The organism is Caulobacter sp. FG7, from assembly GCF_057808875.1.
In genome coordinates, this window is the sequence record NZ_JBMDIW010000001.1 from 226791 (window position 1) to 251960 (window position 25170).

General features: G+C 66.8%; 25 protein-coding genes, 1 tRNA gene and 1 pseudogene. 18 read left to right on the plus strand and 9 right to left on the minus strand.

The features are described 5' to 3' along the window. Nucleotides 1-31 precede the first annotated feature (31 nt). The 4 genes from ACODR1_RS01065 (at nucleotide 32) to ACODR1_RS01080 (ending at nucleotide 6426) form a co-directional block, all read left to right on the plus strand. Nucleotides 32-2608: an RHS repeat-associated core domain-containing protein gene (locus ACODR1_RS01065; RefSeq protein ID WP_488878796.1), complete on the plus strand. Its 2577-nt coding sequence runs from the start codon at nucleotides 32-34 to the stop codon at nucleotides 2606-2608. A 1277-nt stretch (nucleotides 2609-3885) separates the two neighbouring features. After that, nucleotides 3886-5085 (plus strand): tyrosine-type recombinase/integrase, encoded by a 1200-nt coding sequence (locus ACODR1_RS01070; RefSeq protein WP_488878797.1) that lies wholly within the window; start codon nucleotides 3886-3888, stop codon nucleotides 5083-5085. 752 nt (nucleotides 5086-5837) lie between these two features. After that, complete coding sequence (locus tag ACODR1_RS01075) at nucleotides 5838-6188, plus strand: hypothetical protein (protein ID WP_488878798.1); 351 nt, start codon at nucleotides 5838-5840, stop codon at nucleotides 6186-6188. 13 nt (nucleotides 6189-6201) lie between these two features. Beyond that, nucleotides 6202-6426, plus strand: a complete 225-nt coding sequence (locus ACODR1_RS01080; protein ID WP_488878799.1) for a hypothetical protein — start codon at nucleotides 6202-6204, stop codon at nucleotides 6424-6426. A 150-nt stretch (nucleotides 6427-6576) separates the two neighbouring features. On the opposite strand, the gene ACODR1_RS01085 is transcribed toward ACODR1_RS01080, so the two are convergent. Next, nucleotides 6577-7287: a Fic family protein gene (locus tag ACODR1_RS01085; protein WP_488878800.1), complete on the minus strand. Its 711-nt coding sequence runs from the start codon at nucleotides 7285-7287 to the stop codon at nucleotides 6577-6579. A gap of 801 nt (nucleotides 7288-8088) precedes the next feature. Here ACODR1_RS01085 and ACODR1_RS01090 point away from each other — a divergent pair. Both ACODR1_RS01090 and ACODR1_RS01095 read left to right on the plus strand, forming a co-directional pair. Next, the gene (locus tag ACODR1_RS01090) at nucleotides 8089-8781 is read left to right on the plus strand and encodes a recombinase family protein (RefSeq protein WP_488878801.1); all 693 of its coding nucleotides are present in this window, start codon (nucleotides 8089-8091) and stop codon (nucleotides 8779-8781) included. After that, nucleotides 8781-9815, plus strand: coding sequence for a hypothetical protein (locus tag ACODR1_RS01095; RefSeq protein ID WP_488878802.1), 1035 nt, complete (start codon nucleotides 8781-8783; stop codon nucleotides 9813-9815). Before ACODR1_RS01090 ends, ACODR1_RS01095 begins: the two co-directional genes overlap by 1 nt. On the opposite strand, the gene ACODR1_RS01100 is transcribed toward ACODR1_RS01095, so the two are convergent. Next, nucleotides 9812-10102, minus strand: a complete 291-nt coding sequence (locus tag ACODR1_RS01100; protein WP_488878803.1) for a hypothetical protein — start codon at nucleotides 10100-10102, stop codon at nucleotides 9812-9814. The genes ACODR1_RS01095 and ACODR1_RS01100 overlap by 4 nt on opposite strands. An 89-nt stretch (nucleotides 10103-10191) precedes the next feature. Then, nucleotides 10192-10722, minus strand: a complete 531-nt coding sequence (locus ACODR1_RS01105; RefSeq protein WP_488878804.1) for a hypothetical protein — start codon at nucleotides 10720-10722, stop codon at nucleotides 10192-10194. Nucleotides 10723-10903: 181 nt separating this feature from the next. On the opposite strand from ACODR1_RS01105, the gene ACODR1_RS01110 reads away from it, so the two are divergent. From ACODR1_RS01110 to ACODR1_RS01120, 3 genes are all read left to right on the plus strand, one after another. Continuing rightward, a complete protein-coding gene (locus ACODR1_RS01110) occupies nucleotides 10904-11200 on the plus strand; it encodes a helix-turn-helix domain-containing protein (protein WP_488878805.1) in 297 nt (98 codons plus the stop codon). After that, entirely contained in the window at nucleotides 11197-11334 is a 138-nt protein-coding gene (locus tag ACODR1_RS01115; protein ID WP_488878806.1) for a hypothetical protein, read from the plus strand. Before ACODR1_RS01110 ends, ACODR1_RS01115 begins: the two co-directional genes overlap by 4 nt. Nucleotides 11335-11586: 252 nt before the next feature. Beyond that, nucleotides 11587-11838, plus strand: a complete 252-nt coding sequence (locus ACODR1_RS01120) for a helix-turn-helix transcriptional regulator (protein WP_488878807.1) — start codon at nucleotides 11587-11589, stop codon at nucleotides 11836-11838. A 100-nt stretch (nucleotides 11839-11938) separates the two neighbouring features. Here the strand turns inward: ACODR1_RS01120 and ACODR1_RS01125 are convergent. From ACODR1_RS01125 to hemC, 5 genes are all read right to left on the minus strand, one after another. Next, nucleotides 11939-12014 (minus strand) — tRNA-Thr (locus ACODR1_RS01125). 40 nt (nucleotides 12015-12054) lie between these two features. After that, a complete protein-coding gene (locus ACODR1_RS01130; RefSeq protein WP_488878808.1) occupies nucleotides 12055-13608 on the minus strand; it encodes a heme biosynthesis HemY N-terminal domain-containing protein in 1554 nt (517 codons plus the stop codon). Then, nucleotides 13605-14528 carry a COG4223 family protein gene (locus ACODR1_RS01135; RefSeq protein ID WP_488878809.1) on the minus strand — a complete coding sequence of 308 codons (924 nt, stop codon included), beginning with the start codon at nucleotides 14526-14528 and terminating at the stop codon, nucleotides 13605-13607. The genes ACODR1_RS01130 and ACODR1_RS01135 overlap by 4 nt, the downstream gene beginning before the upstream one ends. A 44-nt stretch (nucleotides 14529-14572) precedes the next feature. Beyond that, nucleotides 14573-15280 (minus strand): uroporphyrinogen-III synthase, encoded by a 708-nt coding sequence (locus ACODR1_RS01140; RefSeq protein WP_488878810.1) that lies wholly within the window; start codon nucleotides 15278-15280, stop codon nucleotides 14573-14575. After that, a complete protein-coding gene (gene hemC / locus ACODR1_RS01145; RefSeq protein ID WP_488878811.1) occupies nucleotides 15277-16245 on the minus strand; it encodes a hydroxymethylbilane synthase in 969 nt (322 codons plus the stop codon). Before hemC ends, ACODR1_RS01140 begins: the two co-directional genes overlap by 4 nt. A 72-nt stretch (nucleotides 16246-16317) precedes the next feature. On the opposite strand from hemC, the gene tsaD reads away from it, so the two are divergent. The 7 genes and pseudogenes from tsaD (at nucleotide 16318) to ACODR1_RS01180 (ending at nucleotide 21302) form a co-directional block, all read left to right on the plus strand. Then, nucleotides 16318-17433: a tRNA (adenosine(37)-N6)-threonylcarbamoyltransferase complex transferase subunit TsaD gene (gene tsaD, locus ACODR1_RS01150; RefSeq protein WP_488878812.1), complete on the plus strand. Its 1116-nt coding sequence runs from the start codon at nucleotides 16318-16320 to the stop codon at nucleotides 17431-17433. Beyond that, complete coding sequence (locus ACODR1_RS01155) at nucleotides 17430-18425, plus strand: NAD(P)H-dependent glycerol-3-phosphate dehydrogenase (RefSeq protein ID WP_488878813.1); 996 nt, start codon at nucleotides 17430-17432, stop codon at nucleotides 18423-18425. Before tsaD ends, ACODR1_RS01155 begins: the two co-directional genes overlap by 4 nt. A 186-nt stretch (nucleotides 18426-18611) precedes the next feature. After that, nucleotides 18612-18893: a YciI family protein gene (locus ACODR1_RS01160; protein ID WP_488878814.1), complete on the plus strand. Its 282-nt coding sequence runs from the start codon at nucleotides 18612-18614 to the stop codon at nucleotides 18891-18893. 8 nt (nucleotides 18894-18901) lie between these two features. After that, complete coding sequence (locus ACODR1_RS01165; protein WP_116488523.1) at nucleotides 18902-19258, plus strand: Rieske (2Fe-2S) protein; 357 nt, start codon at nucleotides 18902-18904, stop codon at nucleotides 19256-19258. A gap of 57 nt (nucleotides 19259-19315) precedes the next feature. Continuing rightward, a complete protein-coding gene (locus ACODR1_RS01170; RefSeq protein ID WP_488878815.1) occupies nucleotides 19316-20119 on the plus strand; it encodes a class I SAM-dependent methyltransferase in 804 nt (267 codons plus the stop codon). A 6-nt stretch (nucleotides 20120-20125) separates the two neighbouring features. Next, nucleotides 20126-20239: pseudogene (locus ACODR1_RS01175) on the plus strand (hypothetical protein); the annotation flags it as partial. A 100-nt stretch (nucleotides 20240-20339) separates the two neighbouring features. Beyond that, on the plus strand, nucleotides 20340-21302 hold the full coding sequence (locus tag ACODR1_RS01180) for a KpsF/GutQ family sugar-phosphate isomerase (RefSeq protein WP_488878816.1): 963 nt from the start codon (nucleotides 20340-20342) through the stop codon (nucleotides 21300-21302). A 116-nt stretch (nucleotides 21303-21418) separates the two neighbouring features. On the opposite strand, the gene ACODR1_RS01185 is transcribed toward ACODR1_RS01180, so the two are convergent. Then, on the minus strand, nucleotides 21419-22168 hold the full coding sequence (locus tag ACODR1_RS01185) for a creatininase family protein (protein WP_488878817.1): 750 nt from the start codon (nucleotides 22166-22168) through the stop codon (nucleotides 21419-21421). Nucleotides 22169-22381: 213 nt separating this feature from the next. Between ACODR1_RS01185 and ACODR1_RS01190 the strand changes: the two genes are divergently transcribed. Beyond that, a complete protein-coding gene (locus ACODR1_RS01190) occupies nucleotides 22382-23317 on the plus strand; it encodes a GAF domain-containing protein (RefSeq protein WP_488878818.1) in 936 nt (311 codons plus the stop codon). Between the two features lie 156 nt (nucleotides 23318-23473). Further along, a complete protein-coding gene (gene adh / locus ACODR1_RS01195) occupies nucleotides 23474-24994 on the plus strand; it encodes an aldehyde dehydrogenase (protein ID WP_488878819.1) in 1521 nt (506 codons plus the stop codon). Nucleotides 24995-25170 lie beyond the last annotated feature (176 nt).

The window sequence follows — 25170 nt, forward strand, 5'->3', positions numbered from 1 at the left end:
GCGGGCGTCGACGGCGAAAGGCGCTGCCCGGATGAAGAGACTCCTGTTGCTTGCCTCCGGCAGTGTCGCTGGCCTGGCGGCGGCCTTGTCGGCCCATGAAGCGTCGGCGCAGACCGCGGCCGACTACACGACCTACTATCAGTACGACGCCATGCGGCGGCCGGTGATGGAGATCGGCCCGGATCCGGACGGAACCGGCGCGTTGAAGCGCAAGGCGACCAAGACCACCTACGACGCCGACGGGCGGGTCGTGCGGGTGGATGTCGGCACGGTCGATGCGGTTTCGGCCAGCAGTGGGGCGGTGCAGGTCACCAACTTCGTGATCTTGCAGTCGATGCTCTCCAAGTACGACGTGTTAGGCAACAAGACCCAGGTCTACGCCTCTCCCGGAACGGCGGCGGCGAGCCTGACCCAGACCAGCTACGACGCGCTCAACCGGCCGCTCTGTACGGCGACCCGGATGAACGAGGGGCTGTTCGCCGCACTTTACGACGCCTCCAATCGACCCAACGCCTGCGCCCTGCAGGCCGAAGGGGCGCAGGGCGCCGATCGCGTGACCAAGACGGTCTATGACGGCGCGGGTCAGGCCCTGCAGACCCTGGAGGCGCTGGGGACGGCCTCGCAGCGCACCTACGCGACGTACGGCTATACGCCCAACGGCAAGCAACAGACGATCACCGACGCCAACGGCAACAAGACGACGCTGAGCTATGACGGCTTCGATCGCCTGAAGTATCAGTATTTTCCGTCGACGACGCGTGGCTCTGGGGCGTCCAGCGCCACCGACTACGAAGAGTACGGCTACGATCCCAACGGCAATCGTGTCGGCTGGCGCCGGCGCGACGCCACCGTCACCGGCTACGGCTTTGACGCGCTGAACCGGATGACGGCCAAGGAAGGGCCAGGGCTCGCGACGGTGAACTACGCCTACAACCTGGCGGGCCGTCCGACCTCAACCCACTTCCACGCCACCGGCCAGGGGGTGTCTTACGCCTATGATTCGGCTGGCCGTCTCTGGACGGAAGCCACCTTCGGCCGGACCTTGACCTACGGATATGACAAGGCCGGCAATCGGACGCATCTCTATTGGCCCGATGGCGCGGGTGTCGTGTCGGCCTACGACGCGGCGGGCCAGGTCTTCTGGCTGGGTGATGGAACCAACTTCGGCGTCAACACCACGCGCGACGACCTGGGACGCCTCTTGGTCATCGGCAGCACCAACCGGGTGTCGATCATCGGCTATGACCCGGCTGGCCGCCTGGCCAGCCTCCAGCACGCCCTGCCGTCGAACACCGCCGCGGCCGCGACCTTCGGGTTCAGCTACAACGCCGCCAGCCAGATGGTCGGCCAGACCATCTCCAACAACGCCTATGTCTGGAGCGGCGCCAACATCAATCTCAGCGCCACGGCCGACGGTCTCAACCGCGACGCCGCGATCGCCGCGATCGGCGGCGGCGGCTGCGGGGCGGGCAAGGGTTACGACTGCCGCGGCAACCTGACCAACGACGGCGCGAACCGCACCTTCGGCTATGACGGCGAGAACCGGCTGACCTCGGTCGGCGGATCGGTCGCCGCCGGTCTCGAGTACGATCCGCTGGGGCGGCTTTCGAAGACGACGATCAACGGCGCGGTCACCCAGTTCCTTTATGCCGGCGACCAGCTGGTCGCAGAATACGACGGGGCAGGAACGCTGCTGCGCCGTTACGCCCATGGCCAAGGGACCGACGTGCCATTGGTGTGGATCGAGGGATCCGGCGTATCCTCGTCGGCGACCCGTTATCTGCTGACCGATCGCCAGGGCTCGGTGATCGGCGCGGTCGACAGCGTCGGCGTCTCGATCGCCAAGTATACCTACGGCCCTTACGGCCAGCCCGGCGACAACTGGGGCGCCGGCAGCCGCTTCCGCTACACCGGCCAGATCGCCCTGCCGGAGCTGAAGCTCTATCACTACAAGGCGCGGGCCTATGATCCGGCGCGCGGGTGGTTCCTGCAGACCGATCCGATTGGGTATGGGGACGACCTCAATCTCTATGCCTACGTCGGTAATGATCCGCTGAATAATGCAGACCCTACGGGGATGGCCATTGTCGTTCAGAATGAGACTCAGCGAGCTCCAATATTAGCTAGAATAAATGAAGTTTCTAAAATACAGTATAAATTTGATAAAGGTGGTTCTCTTGTTAGGGATGGTGATGCAAAATTAAATAAGGCAGGATCTTCAATATATTCGGCTAAGTTGAACGCGGCAATAAGTGGGCCGAAATCCATATCGGTAAGTATGGGGGAGAAGCTTGTAGAGTCGCATGTCTCAAAATCTGGCCTTACTGTAAATCGTATTTATAGATTGGCTGGCCCGGAGGTTGGTGAGGGGATGACGAGTGTGAAGGGGGATAGGGTCGTCATCACGGGGCGTTCTACTGAGGCTATTGGTGTGGGTGGCGCTCCAATCAGGCAAACTTCGGGACAAATACTTATGCACGAGCTAGTTGGGCATGCTATTCCGCGTTCATTTGGTGGCGGAAGCGGTAACGCGGTCACCGACGAAAATAAGGTGAGAGCTGAGATTGGGGTGCCGTTGAGGGCACCGCAGGATCAGCACGGGAATTGATTGCGAGGGCGTTTTGGTATGGTGAAAATGCGCCAGGCGCGGCTATTTATCACAACGTGCGTGATTTCTTTGAGTGTTATTTCGTGTGCTGAAAAGCGTGCAAACAATTTTCATGAATCCGTAAATGGTGAGAAAACTGGAATATGTTACAGAAGATTGGAGTGGTTTGACAAATTTGGAACTCTAAAGAGTAGATATGAGGTGATAATTGTTAGGCAATCGAAAAGTGCTTACGACGACATGAGTAGGCTGGAGGATGTGGAGATTGATGGTCACGGTCCGCTTATTCCTGATCTAAAGCCAAATAAGTGGCACAGTGGCTGGCTATCCGATACGGAATACGATTTCACATCAGGCCCCAGCTGTAAAAATTTGCCACCATTTCATGATTATAGGTAATCAATTGAGGCTGTCCGTGGTTCGGCCCGCTTTGAAGTGCAATATCTCAATTGCAGGTTCGCGGACTTGGATCGCAGGTGGGGTAGCTGCGAAAGCTTGAAGGTCGCCATTGAGGGCCCTGATTGTGGTGGGCAAGCTCCCTGAGGTGCGCGCCGCCCTCCACCCGGCGTGAGCCTGGCCCGCGCCGGGTGACCGGCCTGCGTGCGGTGCTCGACGTTTCGGCGGTGCTTGACGGTCAGGCTCGAGCGCCCCAGCCTCTCCCTTTCAGCATATTGCGGCGCTGGAGCTGGCGTCTTCGCTTCTTTGAATGTGACCACGAAGGTCTCAGTTTAGCAGCTGTCCACAACCCGCTTAGGTGCGGGCTGAAGCAATCCTGAGTATTCCTACAGCACTGCTTCTGGCCCGGTTCTCGGTCTGCATCGGTTTTACGGTGCCCCTGAGCACCCGGGGAAATTGCCGATCTCGGCGCATCCTAGGGGGCGCCTCGGCAACGAGGCGGCCTTTCCATATGACACTTCGGACGGTCGCTAGCGATATCCATCCCAGCGAAATCACACCCACCAAGGCCCCAAGTCACCACCGAGCTTAAAGCCCTTCCGGTAGGGTCGAACTCGTTGTCCTGCTGGAAGTGGTGGTGCCGCCTAGGTGACTCGAACACCTGACCTACGCATTACGAATCCGTGCACTATGTGTACGGTAGGCTACGGTGAAAGTCGATAGTATTCTGAAATAGCTAGAGAAAGTGATTTTCCTTCTACGGTGTCCTACGGTCTCGGCGCGGCTATTTCGATTTCCTATGCTTCCATCTTGCTTCCACGACGGCGTCGCTGTACCTCGCGCTCCGTTTTCCTGGGGGCGGCGTGCCAAAGAAATCGAGTGTGAGGCTGACGAAGCGGCTGGTCGAAAAGGTCCAGTCCGGCGAAACCGTGTTCGACGCGGAAGTTCCTGGTTTCGGCCTGCGCTGCACGCCGGCGGGGACAAAGTCCTTCATCGTCCAGTTCCGCATGCCGCACGGAAAGCAAGGGAAGGTGACCTTGGGCGGTTTCCCGACGCTGACGGTCGATCAAGCGCGGGAAAGGGCTCGTGAGGTACTGGCCAAGGTCAGGGCCGGCGTCAATCCGAGCACTGACCGTGCGCGTGAGCGGGGCGTGGAGACCTTTGCCGATCGTGCCGCCCACTACTGCGAGGTCTACGGGGCTCAGCTCAAGGGGCGGACGGTCAAGGACGCCAAGCACCTGTTGGACAAGTACGCGGTTCCGGTCTGGGCGGGCCACAAAATGGGCGACGTCACGCAGGACGACGTTCTCGGGTTGATCACTGGTGTGCGCGAGAAGGCCGGGCCGTTCCAGGCCAACCGGCTCAGGGCGACGCTCAGCAAGATCTTCAACCTCGCCATGGAAGCGCGTCTATGCACGAGCAATCCGTGCCTGGGGGTGAAGAAGTACCCGGAGGACCCGCGGACGCGCTTCTACTCGAACGATGAACTCGCGGCGATCCTGTCGGCCTGTGACAGCTATCCGCTGCAGAACCCGGCCTGCGCTGTCCGTCTTCTCGTGTTCACGGGGGCTCGCCTCCAGGAGGTCCTGCGTGCCGAGTGGGAGCAGTTCGACCTTCAGCAGGGGAAGTGGCGGAAGCCGTCGTCCCATACGAAGGCCAAGCGGTTGCACAACCTCGGCCTGCCGACGCGCGCGGTCGTGATGCTGCGTGAAATGCGCGCCCTGGATCCCGACGGGAAGTACGTGTTCCCCGGGCGTGACGTGAAATTCGATCCTCAGCGTCCGGATCAGGACCTGCGACGCCCCCGGACGCACCTGGACAACATCTGGAAGTGGATCGAGGAGCAGACCGGGATCGTCGACGCCAATCGCCACGACTTCCGCCGGACCAAGGCGACGGCCATGCTGGAAGATGCCCAGCCCCTGCCCGTGATCGCCAGCGCGCTCGGACACTCGACCCTGGCGACGACCATGAAGTACGCGCAGCTCGACACCACCACTCAGCAATCCGCGTCTGATCGTGCCGTGGAGCGAATGCTCATCAAGGTTGGTCGGAAGGTGGTTGAGAGCGAGAAGTCCTAGACGGGGGAGGTCTATATGGACCCGGGTCGGCTGCGTCAGGCCCTTCCGGCATCCTGTTCCCTTATGGGTAAGGTCAAAGATATGGGCCTGGGAATCCCGCCGCGCACCAACCTGACGTTCTCCTGCGCGTCGCCACGCGTTTCGCTTTCCTTATGCCTCGTGGGGCCGTGAGGGCCTTTACGTGCAAGGGCTTAGGGGGGGGGCTGGAGCTGGCAACGGCAAGCTGACATTGGTTACCTCCGTGGGCGTGGGGCTTAGCTGAAGGCTGCCGTTAAGGTGGCGTGCGCTGGCCAAGCACGATTACGTCTGCCGACGCGAACGGGATGACGGTCGGTCGGCCAAACCGATGCGGCGGCGTTGGGTGTGTGGTGAAATTTGCCGAGGTTTATTTGAGGAAAATCTGAGGATGGACGTTGACGGGCGCGTTGGCCCGACCTATCTTCGTGATGGGGGCGTTGTGCCTCCACCCACCCGGACGGGTTTGTCCGGCTTTGAGCGAGGAGAGTGAATGTATGCCCCAAATATTGAGCAACGATCGCGAAGGCATAGGCCGTTTGCCGGTCGTGTTCTCAGCGGGATCAATCTTCCCGATATGCGCTTCCTTTATGTGAAGGCGGTGACTGTTCCTGTGAAGAGCTTGCTCTTCACTGTATCGATGACCCGATTTGACCTGTTGAGTTATCGGATCACTTCACAGGAACATTGAAGAGTAAGCGCGATCTGGTGACTCGACGCCTATCCAAGGTGTGTCGATGCGCCGACGTGTTGTCATTGGAAAGACCTTCGATCTGAAGGCTACCGTTCCTCAAAAGGGGAGGGGAGGCGAGAAGTCGAGGGGGAAGAATAAGCGCACGGTCGTGGCCGGCCGTCCGTGGGAGTTCGACGCTAAGCTGGCGAAGTCGCGCGTCGAGATTATTGACGCGTATGGGCGCACGCTGTTGGCGGCGGCTGTCTTCATTGTTGGAACGCTGTTCCTGGCTGGGTCCGCCATTTGGGGGCTCATCACCCATTCGTTCTTGGCGGTCGGTGCCGTTTGGGCCGTGATCGGACCGGTCTGGTCCGCTCTGGCCATGTACTATTTCGGCTCCCTCAAGAGCAAGTAGCGAGGATTTTGGCTTGGCTTCACCAGAAAAGAAGGTTCGGGTCCAAATCGACTTGGCTCCTCAATCTTTCGATCGCCTGAAGCGGCTTAAAGAAATCACCGAGGCCTCGTCCTACACGGACGTTCTCAAGGATGCGCTACGTCTTTACGAGTTCATTATTGAATCCGATCAGAAGGGGGCGACGCTGAAGGTCGTCGATGCGTCTGGCCGAGAGTCGGACTTAAAGGTCTTCGCCTAGAGCTTCGGTTCGAGGTGGTTGCGTGGGGCATTGCGCGTGCCGCTGCCCGCACCAATCCGGCAGTAACCGGCAAAATCTCCACCATTGATGCCTAGAGCTGGCGTGACGTCTCTCGCAACCACCGATGCGACAAGCGCCAAGTTGAGGTTGCTAACCTCCAGCGACGTCGGAGGTCGGGGATCCGTCGTTGGCGATGGCTGCCAGTCCTTGGTCTCCATGCCCATCCAGCGAATGGAGCTGTTGGATGAGCAGTTGTTCCAGGAAGGCTTCCATCGGAGCCAAGTCTGCGCTGCCGGTCGCCCGGAACGTCTCGTCCGCGTGAGCAAGCGCCGCCTCGAATTGCGGCTTGTTCGCCATGACCAGCTGAATGACCGTCGGGCTGCCCGGTAGCATGAAGCCGTATTTCAGGCAGAGGCAGGCGTAGGCAAAGGCGCGGGCGGCCCGCCCGTTGCCGTTTTTGAATGGGTGGATGAAATTGATCTTCCACAAGGCCCAGGCAGCGATCTCCATCGGAGAGCTGTCGGCCCACATGGCGGCCAGTTCGGCATCGAACGCGACCATTAGGTCGGGAACCTCGCCGTGGCCGGGCGGGGTGTGCGCTACCTTTTCTGCATTGCCGACAAAAACGTCGGTCTCCCGAAAGTTGCCTGGGGCCTGAAGCAGGAAAAGGGTGCCTGTCCGATGGATTTCTCGCAGAGCATTGCTGTTGGGCGTGATCGGGCACCCGCCTTCCGTTGGAGGAGCGACGTGGGTGAAATACCGCACGAGGGCCTCCATAACGTTGATCTGATTGGCGTAGTTGAGGACCTCGATCTCGTGCGCTACCGGGCCGTTGATCAGATCCCAATTGCTGTCCAACATCACGTGCCAAAGAAAAAGGCCCGGTTCTTGACCGGGCCTTCTCACTTCATACGAGAGTCGCTGGAGTTTCAAGCCCCGAGAGTCGAGGTCTCATGTCCCTCGACCTCGTCGAGAATATCTTCGATCTTTTCTTTGGTCAGGGAGGACTCGCGACCGCGAAGGCCCATGATCAGGCTCACGCGCTGAGCGCGTCGTTCCACTGGAGTCATCTTGTGCTCCCTCGCCCTTGCGACGAGAACGTCCAAAGCGTTTGTGGTTGCCATAAGGTTGTTTCCCTCTCCGACGCTCGCCCTACGCGCCGTGCAGATGTGCACATTAGGATCGGTACGCGAGCCGTCAACAGGATCGAGGTGATTTTCACCTCGATCATCACAACGAGCGACACGCCACGCCGTTCCCGGTCTTGACCAGCTTAGAATCTTTTGCCCCAAAAGGTTAAGTTTGAGTAACCGGCCTCCGTGTGGGGGCGGTGGCAGAAGCAGCTTTAGGCGAGATCGTTGTCGTCGAGCATGAAAGTCGTGCACGCCTCCAATTAACCTCCGATTTGGTCACGTTCGTGTCCGCCGTACGTGATCGGCGGGAGCGCGAGTTGCCGCTGTAGCAGCCGAACGGCGCAGTTTCGGTAGGGCTCGACGACGCGGCGACATTCTGTCGCGCCTCCGCTGCCGCTGCTGATCAGCAATATATGTTCTCTTTTTGTTCCATCAAGTTCCTTGATGGGGGAACTTGCCGAGTTTGCCGCCCTTGGCCCCGTGAGTCCCGTGCCCTAGATGGTCGCGCTCCACCGTCCAGGAGCGTCACATGCAGCGGTTCGTCGCCTATTACAGGGTCTCCACCAAGCGGCAGGGTGACAGCGGTCTGGGGCTGGACGCTCAGCGCGACGCCGTCAGGGCCTTCGTCGCCGGCCGGGTGGTCGTCGCCGAGTTTGAGGAGGTCGAGAGCGGCAAGAAGGCCGATCGCCCGGCCCTGGAGGCCGCTCTACGTGGCTGCAGGCTACACGGGGCGACTTTGGTTATCGCCAAGCTCGACCGCCTCTCCCGAAGCGTGACGTTCATCTCGAAGCTGATGGACGAGGGCGTCCAGTTCGTCGCCTGCGACCTACCGCACGCCAACGCCCTCACCGTCGGCATCATGGCCAGCGTCGCCCAGTTCGAGCGCGAGATGATCTCGACCCGGACCCGCCAGGCGCTCGCGGCTGCAAAGGCTCGTGGTGTCGTCCTCGGCGGTCGTCGCGGCGATCACCGGATCGAGGACCATGCCGAGGTCGGCAGGCAGCGATCTGCACGCGTCCGGCGAGTTGCGGCCGACGTCACCGCCAGAGACTGCTTGAACGTGATCAAGGAGATCAGGCAACAGGGCGTCCTCTCGCTCCACGGAATCGCGACGGCCATGAACGATCGTGGCGTGCCCGCTCCCCGCGGAGGTCGGTGGTCTGCCGGTCAGGTTCGTCGCGTCGTCATGCGCGTGGGCTTGGCGGCGTGGGGGATCCAGTAGTGCAGCGTATCGTCGATGTCGTCCTTTCGCCCGCTGACGAGCAGGCTATCAAGCGCATTACGGCCGACATTGATGACCCAGTGCTGCGCGCTCTACACGATGCCAAGGCTCGCCGGGACTTCGAGGGACGTGCTCGGAAAGGGATCCGGAACCGCGAAGTCTTCCGGACCGCGCACCGCGAAGCTGTCGCGGGTGGTCACCCCGACCCAATCGAGTACGCGCTTCAGCGTACGGAGCAAGCAGCGTTGCTGGAGCTCCACCAGCGAGAGATCAACCAGATCCTGGCCAAGGTGAAGAAGCGGCCGATCAAGCTGGCGGACAAGATCATGCTCGCCCGTGAGAAAGCAGCCAAATCTGCACGCCGGGGGACGTATCGCCAGCCGTCTCGGGACAAGCTGTACGTTGCGCTGATTGGGTCTGCCGAGAAAGACGGTCGTCTAGGTGACGTCACTTCAGTAGGGGCCGAAATCACTTCCAAGCTGAAGCACTACCGCCTCCCGCACTGGGGCAAGACGACGATGCCCTTGAAGGTGATGGCGATGTCCATCATCAGCGCCAGGAGAGGGGCCTTGGCGTTCTCGTTGAGGCTCGGCGACGACCTCTGCCGCCAGGCTCTTGAGAGCAAGAAGGGGCCTGCGAGTTTCGTCCAAGACGTGATCCGGAAGTCGCTGAAGCGTGAGATGGCCGACGATGCGCCCGATTTCTGGTTCGCGATCGAGCGAGACCATGCGTCCAGATTTCACCTACATGGGGCGGTGGTCATCCAGCCTGGCCATCCGGCGGTGCCGATGGTCGAGGCGGCGCTGCGTAGGGCCTCACGTTGGAGCGCCGACAGCGGTCACCAGCATATTCTGAACGTCCGTCCTCTGACCGAGCCGATCTTTTGGGCCGACTACGTCTGTAAAAGCGTCAACCTGACGGCGCTCGACGTGGAGAGCCGCCTCTATGCCTGGACATCCGGCGTGCAGGATGCCGCTCGTGGTGGCTGGGACGGCATCAGGGCGAGTCTGCCGCAATCAGCGAGCCGTCGCTAAAACCCGTTTCGGCCTTCCACGAATGCAGCAAGGTGGCGCGCCTGTTCTTCGTTGTTGAGCACGATCTGCTTCCAGGACACGTACCTGCGCTGATACCAGACAGGTTCGATCCCATCGTTTCGGAATGCGCTGTCCATGATCTCGCTGGCGTCGTCGATCATGTCGATGTCGACGGCAAAATAGCCTTCTGCGATTTTGGTGACTGGGTTGGCGAGGGCGCGTTGTTTCGATCTACGGTCGGCAATTATCTGCTCGACCATTTCGGCTACCTCTTCGTCGAAGGTCATGGCTTGAGTTGCTCGATTAAGGCGATGCTGTTGGGTTGCGCTGGAGCAGCGAATTTGAGCCGCCCGGGGGCGTAAGGGCAAGGTGCCGCCTAAGCTGGATCGACCTTTGCCCGTTCCGACACCGCGAACTCGACCGTCTCGGCGGTGGCGGTGGTCCTGTCATCGTCCAGACCGTACAAGTCCCACAGCTGCTCCCGGATCATCCGCTGGTTCTTGATGAGCAGGCTGATCGCCGCCGCCTCGGCTAGTAGGCTACTCAGTGGGCGGTCATCACGGATCGCGTCGGCCATCGCCTTCATCTGCAGGTGCTGGAGAAGCTCTGTGGCCTTCAGCTGCTTTTCCCGCAGCGCGACGATCTCCTCGGCGCGGCGGGCTGCGTCGTCCTTCAAGCCCTCGATGCAGGCTTCTTCGACGACGTGACAGCGGGAGCCGTAGATCGCTTCGCGCTTGTTCATGCCCTCGCTCATCGACTGCCGGGAGATCCCGAACTTCCTGGCGAGGCCGGCCTTGGTCATCTGGCCGGTCTCCAGAAGGGCTTTGGCCTGCGCCCACTGGGCCGGGGTGAGGCGCGTCTGTCGCGCAGGTTCTGGTTCAGATTTCATCGTCTCGTTCGTGGTCACGAGAAATCATTATACCAAGAAGACGAATTATCGCCACGCACAGAGCGCTGTTTGCCGAGTTAATCGTCTCTCGTGGTGATGTAGAACATCAGCATCGTCCAGACGGAGATTTGACGGTGTTGAAGTTCTTTTATGTGTGTCGTGAGATTTTTCTGGCTGATAGCGACCTTGGAGGTGGTCGATGACCAACGCTTTCGCCAGCTATATCGCCTCTCAACTCGTCCTCCAGGACCGTACTGCCGACCAGCTTGCAGAAGCCGCTGGCTACAAGCGTTCGACCATCATCGGCATGTGGGTCAGGGGTGAGTTCATCCCGGACCAGGCGCTCTTGCCCAAGCTCGCTGAGGTCCTCGGCGTGGACATCGTCACGCTGGCGCTCAACTGGCTCGCGGCGGCCTTGCCCAACCAGGAGGAGGCCTTCCTGTCCGCGATCGTCACTCGGGCTCAGCAGATCGAACTCGTCGAGGACGACCGATGAGCTGCGACCGGGATCCGATGGAGTGGCTGTTGGCGGCCTGGTTCTTCGGCTGGCCGATCATCGCCCTCGTCCGCTTCGAGATCCGGATGCGGCAGGGGCGCTACGACTCCGGAAAGCGGGATGGTCCGCCCTGACTCCTGGGAGTCGCTCAGGGGCTAGAAGCGGGGTGCTGGGCTACATGGGTAGCGGGTGACCGCTTCGAGTCCTCCTGGGCGAATTTTCGTGGATGGTTGAGGGGGCGGTGGTTTCGGAGCGCTCCGAGCTTGCTTTCGCCGACAGGAGGGCCTATCCGACCGCCCTCGCGCTTAGGCGCGACGCTCACGGCCTTCTTGGTCGGCTACGTCCACCCATCCGGCGCAACCCAATCGGCCGGCCCTGGGATCTCAATGAACCTCTCTAAATCGACGGCCGAAGTCCGTCCGTTCGCCCTGTCGGGCAACCTCCTCACGACGGCTCAGGTCGCCGAATATTTCTCGATGTCGCCGCGAGCGCTGGAAGACTGGCGCTACAGGGGCGGTGGTCCTCGCTTCAGGAAGATCGGTCGGTCCGTCCGATACGCGCCGGCCGACGTCCAGGCGTTCCTGGACGGTGTCGCCTGTACGAACACGGGGCAAGCCGACCTGCTGAGGGCTGCTTGAGCTTCGATCCCTATGCTTCCACCTTGCTTCCACGGCCTGCGGATGCCCCGTGGAAGTAACCGCTTCCGAAGAGAAAATCGTTTATTTTCAAGGAGTTGAGTGGTGCCGCCTAGGTGACTCGAACACCTGACCTACGCATTACGAATGCGCCGCTCTACCGGCTGAGCTAAGGCGGCCCACGGCGCTTCGGCAGAATCGCCGGGCGCGAGGAGCGGCCTATTTAGCGGGGCGCGGGCCGCTTGCCAAGCGTCGTCGTGCGCCTGTGTTGCGACGGGGCGCCGGAGCGGGGCCGGGGGCGTCGGGCGAGGGCGGTTCGTCGAGCACGCCGGGGTCGTCCGGAAACGGGATCAGGGCCCCGCCGGTCTCGGCCGCGTGCACGAAGGCGGTGGATTCGGCCAGGGTCGACTGGGCGTAGGCCGTGGGGAGCTGCGGTAGGTCGCTCATCGTGCGCTCGCGGCGCTCGAAGCGCGGATGGATCAGTTCGCCGGTCTCGGCGTAGCTGGCGGCCAGGCGGGCCCAGTCCTCGCGGCCGTAGGCGAAGGCCTGGCCCTCGGGGTCCAGATCGCTCCAGTCGGGCTCCTGCGGGGCGGCCACGCCCCGGGCGACCCAGGCGCGGGCCTCGTCGGGCTCGGCGTTGGCGAAGGCGACGCGGGCCATCAGGCCGGCTAGGCGGGCCGTGGGAGAGGCTTCCTCGGGCAGCAGGCGGGCGGCGGCGCGGGCGGCGACCGGGTCGCCGCCGATCAGGGCGCTTTCGACCTTGAGGATGCGGCTCTCGCGGGCCTCGGGCTTGAGCTGGGCGAGGGCCGAGAGGCGCGCGGCGCGGGCCTTGGGCGTCTCGCTGGTCTTGAGGTCGCGATAGGCCAGCCACAGGGCCGGGTGGGGCGCGCCCTTCCAGGCGGCCTCGATCAGGGTCGCGGCCTTGGCGGCCTTGCCGTCGGCGGCCAGCAGGCGGGCGGCCATGACCACGCCGGGGGCGAAGTCGGCCTTCAGCTTCACCGACTGCAAGGCGAAGTCGAGCGCCTGGTCCTGGGCCTTGGGATCGTCGCTGTCCTCCAGGCTCGCCGCCGAAGCGGCCAGCAGGGCCGCGCGGGCCCGTTCGGCCACCAGCGGCGAGACGATCTTGCGTTCCTGGCCGCCCTGGACGAGCTGCAGGGCGGCGGCCCAGTCGCCGGCCTCAAGGCGGGCTTCCAGCAGGGCGCGCCAGGCCCATAGGGCCGAGCGGGCCAGGCCATAGGCGGTCTCGGCGTGCCGCAGCGCCAGGGCGCGGTCGCCCTCGGCCAGGGCCAGTTGCATCAGGCCGCGCAGGCCGGCCAGGCGCATCTCGGGAAAGCCCAGCATGGCGTTCCAGGCCTGGCGGGCGGCGGTGGTGTCGCCGGCGGCCTCGGCGGCCTGGGCGGCCAGCACGCGGACCAGGGCCGGGGCGTCGTCGTTGAGGTCGGCGGCCTTCTGGGCCAGGCGGCGGGCCTCGGAGCCGTCGCCGGCGGCGACCGCGAGAAAGCCGCGCGACAGCGCCTCGACGGCCTGCTTGCGGCGGGCCTCGGCGCGGGCGCGGGCGGCGCGACGGGGCGCCTCGATGATCCACAGCAGGCCGCGCCACAGGGCGGCGGCGACCAGGGCCAGCAGCAGGGTCAGGAGGGCGGCGGCGGCGGCCGTCATCTCGACCCGCCAGCCCAGCCATTCCAGGCTGGCCGCGCCCGGCTCGCCGGTCAGCGAGACCACGATCACGGCGATGACCGCGATCAGCACGAGGGCGAGAAGGGCGCGGATCATCGGGAGGCCCCGGGGGAGGTCGCGGGGGGCGCCCCGGCCAGGCGGGCGTTCTGCTGGGCGCGGGAGACCTGCATCAGGCCGGCCAGGGCCTCGTCGCGGACGGCGGCGACCAGGCGGTCGATCTCGGCCCGGCGCTCGGCCTCGGCCCGCCAGGCGGCCAGCACCGGGCGGGCGCCGGGCGGCAGGGCGTCGAGGGCGCGCAGGGCGCCGGTCAGGTCGCCGGCGTCGAGCCGGGCCTCGGCGCGGGCCAGCACGGCGTCGGGGCCGCTTCCGGCCGTCGAGCCGACCTGGCGGATGGTGACGACGCGCGACAGCGCGTGTTGCAGCTTGGCCAGGGCCCCGGCGTCGGGGCCCGGCTCGTGGGCGGCGACCGAGGCGCGGCCGGCCAGGTCGTCGAAGCCGGCGGCCAGACCCGCGACCGTGGGGGCGCCCTGGCGGGCCAGGCGTTCGAGGGCGCGCACCTCCGACGACGGCGGCAGCACGCGCTCGAGGGCGGCGACGGCGTCGGCGAAGGGCTCTCCGCCCTGCGCCGCCTGCGCCAGGCTGGCGGCGGCGAGGGCCGCGCCGGCGGCGTCCAGCGTGTGCTGCTGGCCCGATTCGAGCAGGGCGATGCGGGCCTCCAGCCGCTCGATCTCGGCCGACGGCGACGGCGCGGACGGGGCGGCGACCACCGGAACGTCGGCGGCGGGCGCGGCGAAACCGGCGGCGACCGGCTGCTGGGCCGGCGGCGGGGCCTGGGGCGCGGCGTCCTTCTTCCCAAACCAGGTCGGGCCGAAGCGGGCGATGGCGATCCCTGCGCCGACGCAGGCGACGCACAGCACGATCATCACCCAGAACATCGGGCCCAGCAGGGGCTTTCGGGCATAGAGGGCCGGGTCGCTGGGGGCGGCGATTTCGGCGGGGTCGGGGGCGGCGCTCATGATCCCCATTCGTGCCCCACGCGCGAATTGGGTGCAACTTCGCCTTAAGGCGAGAGCAGCTCGAACAACGCTGTTTCGCGGGGGCGCGGCGCGGCGGCCACAGGCCCCAGATGTCCGTCGGCGGAAAGACCGGCCAGCGGCGCGGCCACGGCCGGCGACAGGCAGAAGGCCTTCAGGCCGGGCGCGGGATGCTGCGCCAGCAGGGCGGCCAGCGCCCGGGCGGCCTTGGGCGAATGCAGCAGCACGGCGTCAAGGCCGCCGAGCGTCGCCAGGGTCTCGGCGGCCGGGGCGCGGACGACGCTTTCGTAGACGGCGGCCGTGCGGGCCTCGATCCCGGCGCGCAGCAGCGGCGAGACGAGGTCGCCGGCCGGCTCGGCGGCGGCCGGATGCAGCACCGCGCCTTCGAAAGTCATGCGGCGGGCGGCGATCAGGGCGGCCAGGGCGGCGACGTCGCCGTCGGCCGATTCGATCCGGGAAAAGCCGGCCTCGGCGGCGAGGTCGGCGGTGGCTGCGCCGACCGCGAACACCGGCAGGCCGCGCTGGGCGCTGGCCCGGGCGAAAGCGGCCACGCCGTTGCGGCTGGTGAAGGCCAGGGCGCCGACGCCGGAGAGGTCGGCCGTCCATCCCAGGTCGCGGACCTCCAGCAGCGGGTCGACCAGGGGCGAAAAGCCGAGCGCCGTAAGACGCGCGGCGGTGGCCTCGGCGCCGGGGCGGGCGCGGGTGATCCAGACGCGGGGCGCGTCCGCCGTCATTCCGTCGGCGCGATGATGGCGTCGCCGCCCTCGGCCTTGACCGCAGCGCCGAGCGACAGGCCCAGGGCCAGCGCCTGGCCGGCGTCGTCGTCGCCGGTCAGCACGACCTCGCCCTCGTGGCGGACGCGCAGGACGCCGTCGGGGCTGAGGGCCTCGACCAGCAGCGAGAGGCGCGAGCCGTCCAGGCGGCCATAGGCGCCGACGGCCGTGCGGCACGAGCCTTCCAGGGCGTAGAGCGCGCCGCGTTCGGCGGCCACGGCGATGGTGGTCGGCCGGCAGCGGATGGCGGCCAGCCAGGGGGCGTCGACGTCCTCGGCCCGGCTTTCGATGGCCAGGGCGCCCTGGCCCGGGGCGGGCGGGGCGGCCAGCGGGTCGAGCCAGCTTTGCGGGATGTGGCCCATGCCCAGGCGGTTGAGGCCCGACTGCGCCAGCAGGATGGCGTCGGCCTCGCCGCGCTCCAGCTTGGCCAGGCGGGTGTCGACATTGCCGCGCAGCATGACGACGTCGAGGTCGGGGCGCACGTGCAGGGCCTGGGCCTGGCGACGCAGGGACGCGGTGCCCAGGCGCGCGCCGTGGGGCAGGTCTTCCAGCCGCTGGGCGACCTTGCTGATGAAGGCGTCGCGGGGATCTTCACGTTCGGGCGTGGCGGCCAGCACCAGGCCCGGCGGCAGTTCGGCCGGCATGTCCTTCAGCGAATGCACCGCGCAGTCGATGCGGCCGTCGAGCAGGGCCTCCTCGATCTCCTTGGTGAACAGGCCCTTGCCGCCGATCTCCATCAGTCGGCGGTCCTGGATGCGGTCGCCGCTGGTGACGATCGGGATCAGCTGGGCGTAGGAGGCGATCTCTTCCGGGTCGGCGTCCAGCGGCGCGCCGAGGGCGTGGGCGATCCGCGCCTGCATGTGGCCGGACTGGGCGAGCGAGAGCTTGGAGCCGCGCGCGCCGATGCGGATGGGTTGCCGGGACACGGTCTGGACGTTACCTGCTACGAAACTTCGTAAGCCATGCTGCTACAGGAGCTGCGGGACCCCCGCAACCGGATGACAACCCTTAAGAACTCGGGCCTGGAGAAGGGTCTCACCGTCCTTGGTCTGGAGACCAGCTGCGACGAGACCGCCGCCTCGGTGGTGCGCCGGAGCGCGGACGGGCGCGTCGAGGTGCTGTCGTCGATCGTCGGCACCCAGTTCGAACAGCACGCCCCGTTCGGCGGGGTGGTGCCCGAGATCGCCGCCCGCGCCCATGTCGAGGTCATCGACAGCGTCGCCGCCCAGGCCATGCGCGCGGCCGGGATCGGCTATGACGCGCTGGACGGCGTGGCGGCCACGGCCGGACCGGGCCTGGTCGGCGGGGTGATGGTCGGCCTGGCGTTCGGCAAGGCGGTGGCCCTGGCCCGCGACCTGCCGCTGGTGGCGGTCAATCACCTGGAAGGCCACGCGGTCTCGGCCCGTCTGGGCGCCGAGGTGGCCTATCCCTTCCTGCTGCTGCTGGTTTCCGGCGGACACTGCCAGCTGCTCGAGGTCGGCGGCGTGGGCGCCTGCAAGCGCCTGGGCACCACCATCGACGACGCGGCCGGCGAGGCCTTCGACAAGATCGCCAAGAGCCTTGGTTTGCCCTATCCAGGCGGCCCGGCGCTGGAAAAGCTGGCCAAGGCGGGCGACGCCTCGAAGTACGAATTGCCGCGCGCCCTCCTGGGCCGCAAGGACTGCGACTTCTCGTTCTCGGGCCTGAAGACGGCCGCCGCCCGCATCGCCGCGACCCTGACGACGGATCAGGAGCGCGCCGATCTGGCCGCCGCCGTGCAGTTCGCCATCGCCCGCCAGCTTTCCGAACGCACCGACCGGGCCATGAAGCTCTATGCCGCCGAACATGCGGCCGGCGAGCGCCGCTTCGTCGTCGCCGGCGGGGTGGCCGCCAACGGCGCGGTGCGCGCGGCCCTGCTGAAGGTGTGCGAGGACAACGGCTTTTCCTTCGACGCCCCGCCGCTGGCCTACTGCACCGACAACGCCGCCATGATCGCCCTGGCCGGGGCCGAGCGCCTGGCGGTGGGCATTTCCGATGATCTGGACGCCGTGGCGCGTCCCCGCTGGCCCCTCGACGAGGCCGCGGCGTTATCCAATCCGAGCAACAGTTTCGGTCGAAAGGGAGCCAAGGCATGAGCTTCAAGCACGCGGGCGTCGTCGGCGCCGGGGCGTGGGGCACGGCCCTGGCCCAGGTGGCTGCGCGCGCCGGCCTCAAGGTCACCCTGCAGGCCCGCGAGCCCGAGGTCGTCGCCTCGATCGCCGCCCAGCGCGAGAACACGGTGTTCCTGCCGGGCGTGACGCTGGAGCCGGCGATCACCGCCGTTTCCGAGATGGCGGGCCTGGGGTCTTGCGACCTCATCCTGGCCGTGCCGCCGGCCCAACACCTGCGCTCGGCCATGGCGGCCCTGGCCCCGCACCTGAAGCCCGGCGTTCCGGTGGTGCTGTGCTCCAAGGGCGTCGAGCAGGGCTCGCTGAAGCTGATGACGGAGGTGGCGGCCGAAGCCCTGCCGGGCGTCGCCATCGCCGTGCTGTCGGGCCCCAGCTTCGCCGGCGAGGTGGCCCGCGGCCTGCCCGCCGCCGCCACCCTGGCCTGCGAGGACGAGGCCCTGGGCAAGGCGATCGTCGAGGCCATCGCCATCCCGACCTTCCGCCCCTACTGGGCCGCCGACGTGATCGGCGCCGAGGCCGGCGGGGCGGTCAAGAACGTGCTGGCCATCGCCTGCGGCATCTCCGAGGGCAAGGGCCTGGGCCGCAACGCCCACGCCGCCCTGATCACCCGGGGCTTCGCCGAACTGACCCGCCTGGCGGTGGCCGCCGGCGGCAAGGCCGAGACGGTCGCGGGCCTTTGCGGCCTGGGCGACCTGGTGCTGACCTGCTCGTCCAGCCAGTCGCGCAACATGAGCGTGGGCCTCGCTTTGGGCGCGGGCCAGACCCTGGAACAGGCCCTGGCCGGCAAGGTCAGCGTCGCCGAAGGCGTCGCCTCGGCCCCGGCCGTTCGCGCCCTGGCCCGCAAGCTCGGCGTCGAGACCCCGATCTGCGAGGCTGTCGCCGCCATCCTGGCCGGCGAGGTCGACGTCGACAGCGCCATCCTCGGCCTGCTCTCCCGCCCGTTGAAGGCCGAGGGGTAGGAAGAAACAAGATCCTCCCCCTTTGGGAGAGGTGGCGCGAAGCGCCGGAGGGGGGACGTTTTCAGCTTTCGAGGCGCTGGCCGTCTCATCAGCTGCTTCCCCCTCCGTCGGCTGCGCCGACACCTCCCCCACAGGGGGAGGATCCTCCAGAACGGCCCCACTGATCTCTAGGAAGGACCCCCGCCCATGCCGCTCTACGCCATCGTCTGCAAGGACAAGCCCGGCGCGCTCGAAACCCGCCTGGCCGTACGCCCCAAGCACCTGGAATATCTGGCCCAGTCGACCAACCTGAAGCTGGCCGGCGCCCTGCTGGACGACGCCGGCAATCCGATCGGCTCGATCCTGGTGGTCGAGGCCGACGACAAGGCCGTCGCCCAGGCCCAGGCCGACAATGATCCCTACACCGCCGCCGGGATCTTCGAGAGCGTCGAGATCAATCCCTGGCGCCTGGCCGTCGGCTCGGTCTGACGTCCCTGATGGACGACAATCCCGCCCGCCCCGCGCCCGGCCAGGCGATCTGCGCCCTGGCCGACATTCCCGAGCCGGGCGCGGCGGGTTTCCGTTACCGTGAGGGGCAGGCGATGTTCGCCGGCTTCGTCGTTCGCAAGGACGGCGGGGTGTTCGGCTATGTCGACAGCTGTCCCCACGCCGGCTGGCCCCTGGCCGGGATCAACGGCCGCTTTCTCACCCGCGAGAACGACCTGATCCTGTGCGCCGGCCATGCGGCCCTGTTCCGCATCGCCGACGGCGCCTGCGTGGCGGGGCCCTGCGCCGGCAAGCACCTGACCGTCTGGCCGATCACGGTCGAGGACGGCCAGGTCCTCGCGGCCTGACCCTTCCTTAACCGATGGTCGGTTAGGGTTCCTCGACCTTGAGAGGAGCCCGCCGCCATGGCCGACGGATCGACCCCCGCCCCCACGGGTGCTTTCGACGCCGAACTGACCGACGCCGTCGACGCGCGCGGCGCGGGCGCCAAGCTGCGCTCGCTGGGCAAGATCAATCCGCGCCTGGCTCCGCAACTGGCCCGCACCATGCTGGGCAAGGCGCGCGACAACGAAAGCGCCGGCGCCTTTTCCGCCTACTGCGAGACCAAGGGCTTCGAGTTCACCTCGGCCTGGGCCGCCAACAACATTCCCTTCGTGGCCCCGCTGCTGCGCGACTTCATGGCCCGTCGCCCGGCCGGCGGTCCCAAGACGCGCTACATGGAGATCGGCGCCTATGAGGGCCGCAACCTCGCCTTCATGGACTGGATGTTCCCCGACCGCCTCGACGTGACGGTGATCGATCCCTGGTTCGACGAGGGCCTGAACCCGGAAGAGAAGTACCTGGCGGTCGAGCCGCGCTTCCACCGCAACATGGCCCGCACCACCTTCGGCAAGGTGGCGACCCACAAGGGCTTCTCGACCTACGAGCTGCCCAAGATGCTGCAGGCCGGCGACAAGTTCGACCTGATCTATGTCGACGGCAGCCATACCGCCCTGGCGGTGATGATCGACCTGTGCTGCTGCGCCAGCCTGCTCGAGGTGGGCGGCATGATGGTGCTCGACGACTATTGGCACGACATCAGCGAGATCGGCGGCCCGGGCGTGAAGCAGGCGGTCGACCACTTCCACGCCGCCTTCGGCCGCTATTTCGAGGTGGCCGCGGTCTATCGCCAGGTGGCCCTGGTCAAGACGGCCGAGATCCCGCGCTAGGCGCGGATCGGGGTTCAGTCGTGGTGCGTGGCCCTCGTCCTTCGACAGGCTCAGGATGAGGACCATCTACAGGCCGCGGCAGTAGGAAAACCTCATCCTGAGCTTGTCGAAGGACGAGGTTTTTCTCGAGCGCCGAATGTCGGGTCGCTCCGGGGGCAAGCCCCGCCCTCGCTCAACCGCGCGGGGCCTGATATGGGCTGCGCACGGAGTTTCTGACCACATGACCGATACGATTTCCGACGCCGTGGCCGTGGGCCGCCGGGTGCTGAGCATCGAGGCCCAGGCCCTGACCCAGATGGCCGACGAGCTGGGCGAGGCCTTCGCCCGCGCCGTCCAGGTGATGCACGACGCCAAGGGCCGCATCGTCTGCACCGGCATGGGCAAGTCGGGCCACGTGGCGCGCAAGATCGCCGCCACCCTGGCCTCGACCGGCAGCCAGGCGATGTTCGTCCACCCCGCCGAGGCCAGCCACGGCGACCTCGGCATGATCGGCCCCGACGACGTGGTGCTGGCCCTGTCGAAGTCGGGCGAGGCCCGCGAGCTGGCCGACACCCTGGCCTACTGCAAGCGCTTCTCCATTCCGCTGATCGCCATCACCGCCGTCGCTGGCAGCCAGCTGGGCCAGGCCGGCGACGTGCTGCTGCTGCTGCCCGACGCGCCAGAGGCGACGGCTGAGGTCAACGCCCCGACCACCTCGACCACCCTGCAGATCGCGCTTGGCGACGCGCTGGCGGTAGCGCTGCTGGAAAGCCGCGGCTTCACCGCCAGCGACTTCCGCGTCTTCCACCCCGGCGGCAAGCTGGGGGCGATGCTGCGCACGGTGGCCGACCTGATGCACGGCGAGGGCGAGCTGCCGCTGATCGGGGAGGGCGCGCCGATGAGCGAGGCGCTGCTGGTCATGAGCCAGAAGCGCTTCGGCGCGGTCGGCGTGATCGATGTGTCCGGCGCCCTCGTGGGCCTGATCACCGACGGCGACCTTCGCCGCCATATGGACGGCCTGATGACCCACGCCGCCGGCGAGGTGATGACCAAGGGGCCACTGGTCATCGGTCCCCACGCCCTGGCCGCCGAGGCCCTCAAGGTGATGAACGAGCGCCGGATCACCGTGCTGTTCGTCGTCGAGGCCGGCCGGCCGGTAGGCGTGCTGCACGTCCACGACCTGCTGCGGGCGGGGGTGATCTAGATCGATCCTCCCCCTCTGGGGGAGGTGGCCCAGAGGGCCGGAGGGGGGCGGCCGATGCCGAGCACCCCCCTCAGTCGCTTCGCGACAGCTCCCCCAGAGAGGGAGCATCTTTGGCGTTACGGCCGCGCCTCACCCGCAAACGCCGCCAGGTCCTTGATCAGCGACACGACGGCCTGCTCCACCAACTCGCCGCCCTTTTCGGGCGTGGCCAGGGCCGGGTCGGAACCCATGCGGCCGTCGGCGTAGCGGGCGCGGAAGTCCAGGGCCTCGCGGATCGGGCCGGTGGGGGCGATCTTGGGTTCGTACTCGGCGGTCTTGATGCTGTCGGGATAGCCCCACTGGGTGACGGCGATTTCCGACGGGGTGGCGTGGCTGCCGTGGCCGACCGGGAATTGGCGCATGGCCAGAGCGTTGACGCCGTCGAGGTCCCACCAGTTCTTCAGCTTCATGGCGAAGGGGCAGCGCTCCTTGCGGAAGCTGTATTCGGCGTAGATCTCCGAGAAGGCCGCCTCGATGGTGGCGACGTTGCCGCCGTGGCCGTTGAGGAAATAGATCTTCTCGAACCCGTGGGCGCCCAGCGAGCGCGTCCAGTCGCCGATGGCGGCCATGAAGGTCGACGGGCGCAGGAAGATGGTGCCCGGGAAGGCCAGGTGGTGCTGGGCCATGCCGACGTTGAAGGTCGGCGCCACCAGCACCTCGTCCGAACGCCTGGAGGCCTCGTGGGCGATGATCTCGGGGCACAGCCAGTCGGTGCCCAGGAGGCCCGTGGGGCCGTGCTGTTCGTTGGAGCCGATCGGCACGATCACCGTCTTCGAACGCGTCAGGAAGGCTTCGATCTCGGGCCAGGTCGAAAGAGCGAGCAGCATGGCGGGGTACTCCGAAAAGGCGTCGGCGGCCGGGGTTGCGACCGGCTTTCCAGCGCTTTACGCCCGAAGTCGGGCTTCGCCGACCCCCAAACTGCCCGAACGGCGTGCGGCGGAGCCGCGGCGCGCTCGACCTGCGCGTGCTTGCCGAGGGGCGGCTGCCGCGCGCAAGGTGCTGGCCCGGCGTCACGCAGAACGCCGGGGAGGAGACCGCTGATGGCCCAAGCCCACGCCCGGGACGTGCTGGCCGTGCTCGACGGCGCGGGACCGGCCCTGTCGCCGGTGGCGGCCTCGTGGCGGCGCAGCCTGGTTCTGCACGGCCTGGATCCGGAGAACCGAAAGGCCCCCGACACCCTCACCGAACGTGAGCTTTCAGAGGTCCAGGAGCGCATGGGCGCCCTGCGCGCGGCGGCCTCCGACACGCTTGACGCCCTGTTCCAGGCCGTGGGCGCGCAAGGCTCCTGCGTGCTGCTGACCGACAGCGCCGGCGTGCCGGTCGACCGACGTGGCGCGGCGGCCGACGATCCGGTGTTCCACCGCTGGGGCCTGTGGACCGGTGCGGTGTGGAGCGAGGCGCGCGAGGGCACCAACGGCATCGGCACCTGCATCGCAGAGCAGCGCACCCTGACCATCCACCGCGACCAGCACTTCCACACCCGCAACATCGGCCTTAGCTGCACCGTCGCGCCGCTGTTCGATCCGCAAGGCAGGCTGGCCGGGGCGCTGGACGTCTCGTCCTGCCGGCCCGGGCTGGACGGCATGACCGGGCTGATGGAGGCGGTGGTCAACGACGCGGCGCGCCGCATCGAGTCCAAGGCCTTCCGCGAGGCCTTCCCCGGCGCGCGCATCGTGCTGCTGGCCGACGGCCGCGCCGACCGCGCCTCGACCCCGATGCTGGCGGTCGACGCCGACGACGTGGTCATCGGCGCCACCCGCGCCGCCCGCCAGGCCCTGGAGCTGACCGACGACAAGCTGAAGCGCGGCCTGCCGTCCCCCGACCGCGGCGCCGACCTGGAAGACGCCGAACGCGCCGCCGTCCGCCGGGCGCTCGGCGCGGCGGGAGGGAACGTGTCTGCGGCCGCCGGTGCGCTGGGGGTGAGCCGTGCGACGCTGCACCGGAAGATCAACCGACTGGGGCTGGGGCGGGTGTAGCTGACCCTCTCCCTCTGGGAGAGGGTCTTCAGGAGCCGCCCCACCTGTCGCAAAGCTGAGACACCCCGCGCCGGTCTCCGCCGCCGCCCCGCTCCACATCAAGAAACCGGGCGCAACCTCCCTCCAGACGCCGAACACGGCGCGACGGAGGAAACCATGACCAAGCCCGAGTTCATCGACTCGCTGTCCCGCCCGCCGTTCAAGGCGCGCTACGACAACTTCATCGGCGGCCAGTGGGTCGCGCCGGCCGACGGCCGCTATTTCGACAACGCCTCGCCGATCACCGGCCGCAAGATCTGCGAGATCGCCCGCTCGCAGGCCGTCGACATCGAGCGCGCGCTGGACGCCGCCCACGCCGCCAAGGACGCCTGGGGCAGAACGAGCGTCGCCGAGCGCTCGCGTATCCTGCTGAAGATCGCCGACCGCATGGAGGAGAACCTCGCGGTCCTGGCCAACGCCGAGACCTGGGACAACGGCAAGCCGATCCGCGAGACCACGGCCGCCGACCTGCCGCTGGCCATCGACCACTTCCGCTACTTCGCCGGCTGCCTGCGCAGCCAGGAAGGCTCGATCTCCGAGATCGACCACGACACCATCGCCTATCACTTCCACGAGCCCCTGGGCGTGGTCGGCCAGATCATCCCGTGGAACTTCCCGCTGCTGATGGCCTGCTGGAAGCTCGCGCCCGCCATCGCCGCCGGCAACTGCGTGGTGCTGAAGCCCGCCGAGCAGACTCCCGCCTCGATCATGGTGCTGTTCGAACTGATCGGCGACCTGCTGCCGCCGGGCGTCGTCAACGTCGTCAACGGCTTTGGCCTGGAGGCCGGCAAGCCGCTGGCGTCCAGCCCGCGCATCGCCAAGATCGCCTTCACCGGCGAGACGTCCACCGGGCGCCTCATCATGCAGTACGCCAGCCAGAACCTGATCCCGGTGACGCTGGAACTGGGCGGCAAGTCGCCCAACATCTTCTTCGCCGACGTGGCCGCGCAGGATGACGACTTCCTCGACAAGGCCTTGGAGGGCTTTGCGATGTTCGCCCTCAATCAGGGCGAGGTCTGCACCTGCCCAAGCCGCGCCCTGGTGCAGAAGTCGGTCTATGACAAGTTCATGGAGAAGGCGCTCAAGCGCGTTCAGGCGGTGGTGCAGGGCAATCCGCTCGACCCCTCGACCATGATCGGCGCCCAGGCGTCGGAAGAACAGCTCAACAAGATTCTCGGCTACATGGACGTGGGTCGCAACGAGGGCGCGCGGCTGCTGACCGGCGGCTCGCGCACCGTGCTGCCCGGCCAGCTGGCCGACGGCTTCTATGTCGAGCCCACTGTCTTCGAGGGCCACAACAAGATGCGGATCTTCCAGGAGGAGATCTTCGGCCCCGTCCTGGCGGTGACCACCTTCGAGACCGAGGAAGAGGCTCTGGAGATCGCCAACGACACCGCCTTCGGCCTCGGGGCCGGGGTGTGGACCCGCGACGGCTCGCGCGCCTACCGCTTCGGGCGCGGCATCCAGGCCGGCCGGGTGTGGACCAACTGCTACCACGCCTATCCGGCCCACGCGGCCTTCGGCGGCTACAAGCAGTCGGGCGTGGGCCGCGAGACCCACAAGATGATGCTCGACCACTACCAGCAGACCAAGAACCTCTTGGTCAGCTACAGCGCCAAGGCGCTGGGCTTCTTCTAGGCCTTTTCGGTTCCTCCCCCTGGGCCCTCGCCGCCGCGGCGGGGGCTCCTTTTCCTCCGGTCGGCGACGACGGGAAGGGCGGCGCCGACGGCCCCAAAACCGACAAATCGAACAAGACCAGAATTCTGCCGCACGAAACAGAATTGGTCTTCTTGCGCGGGAGGCGGTGCTTCGCA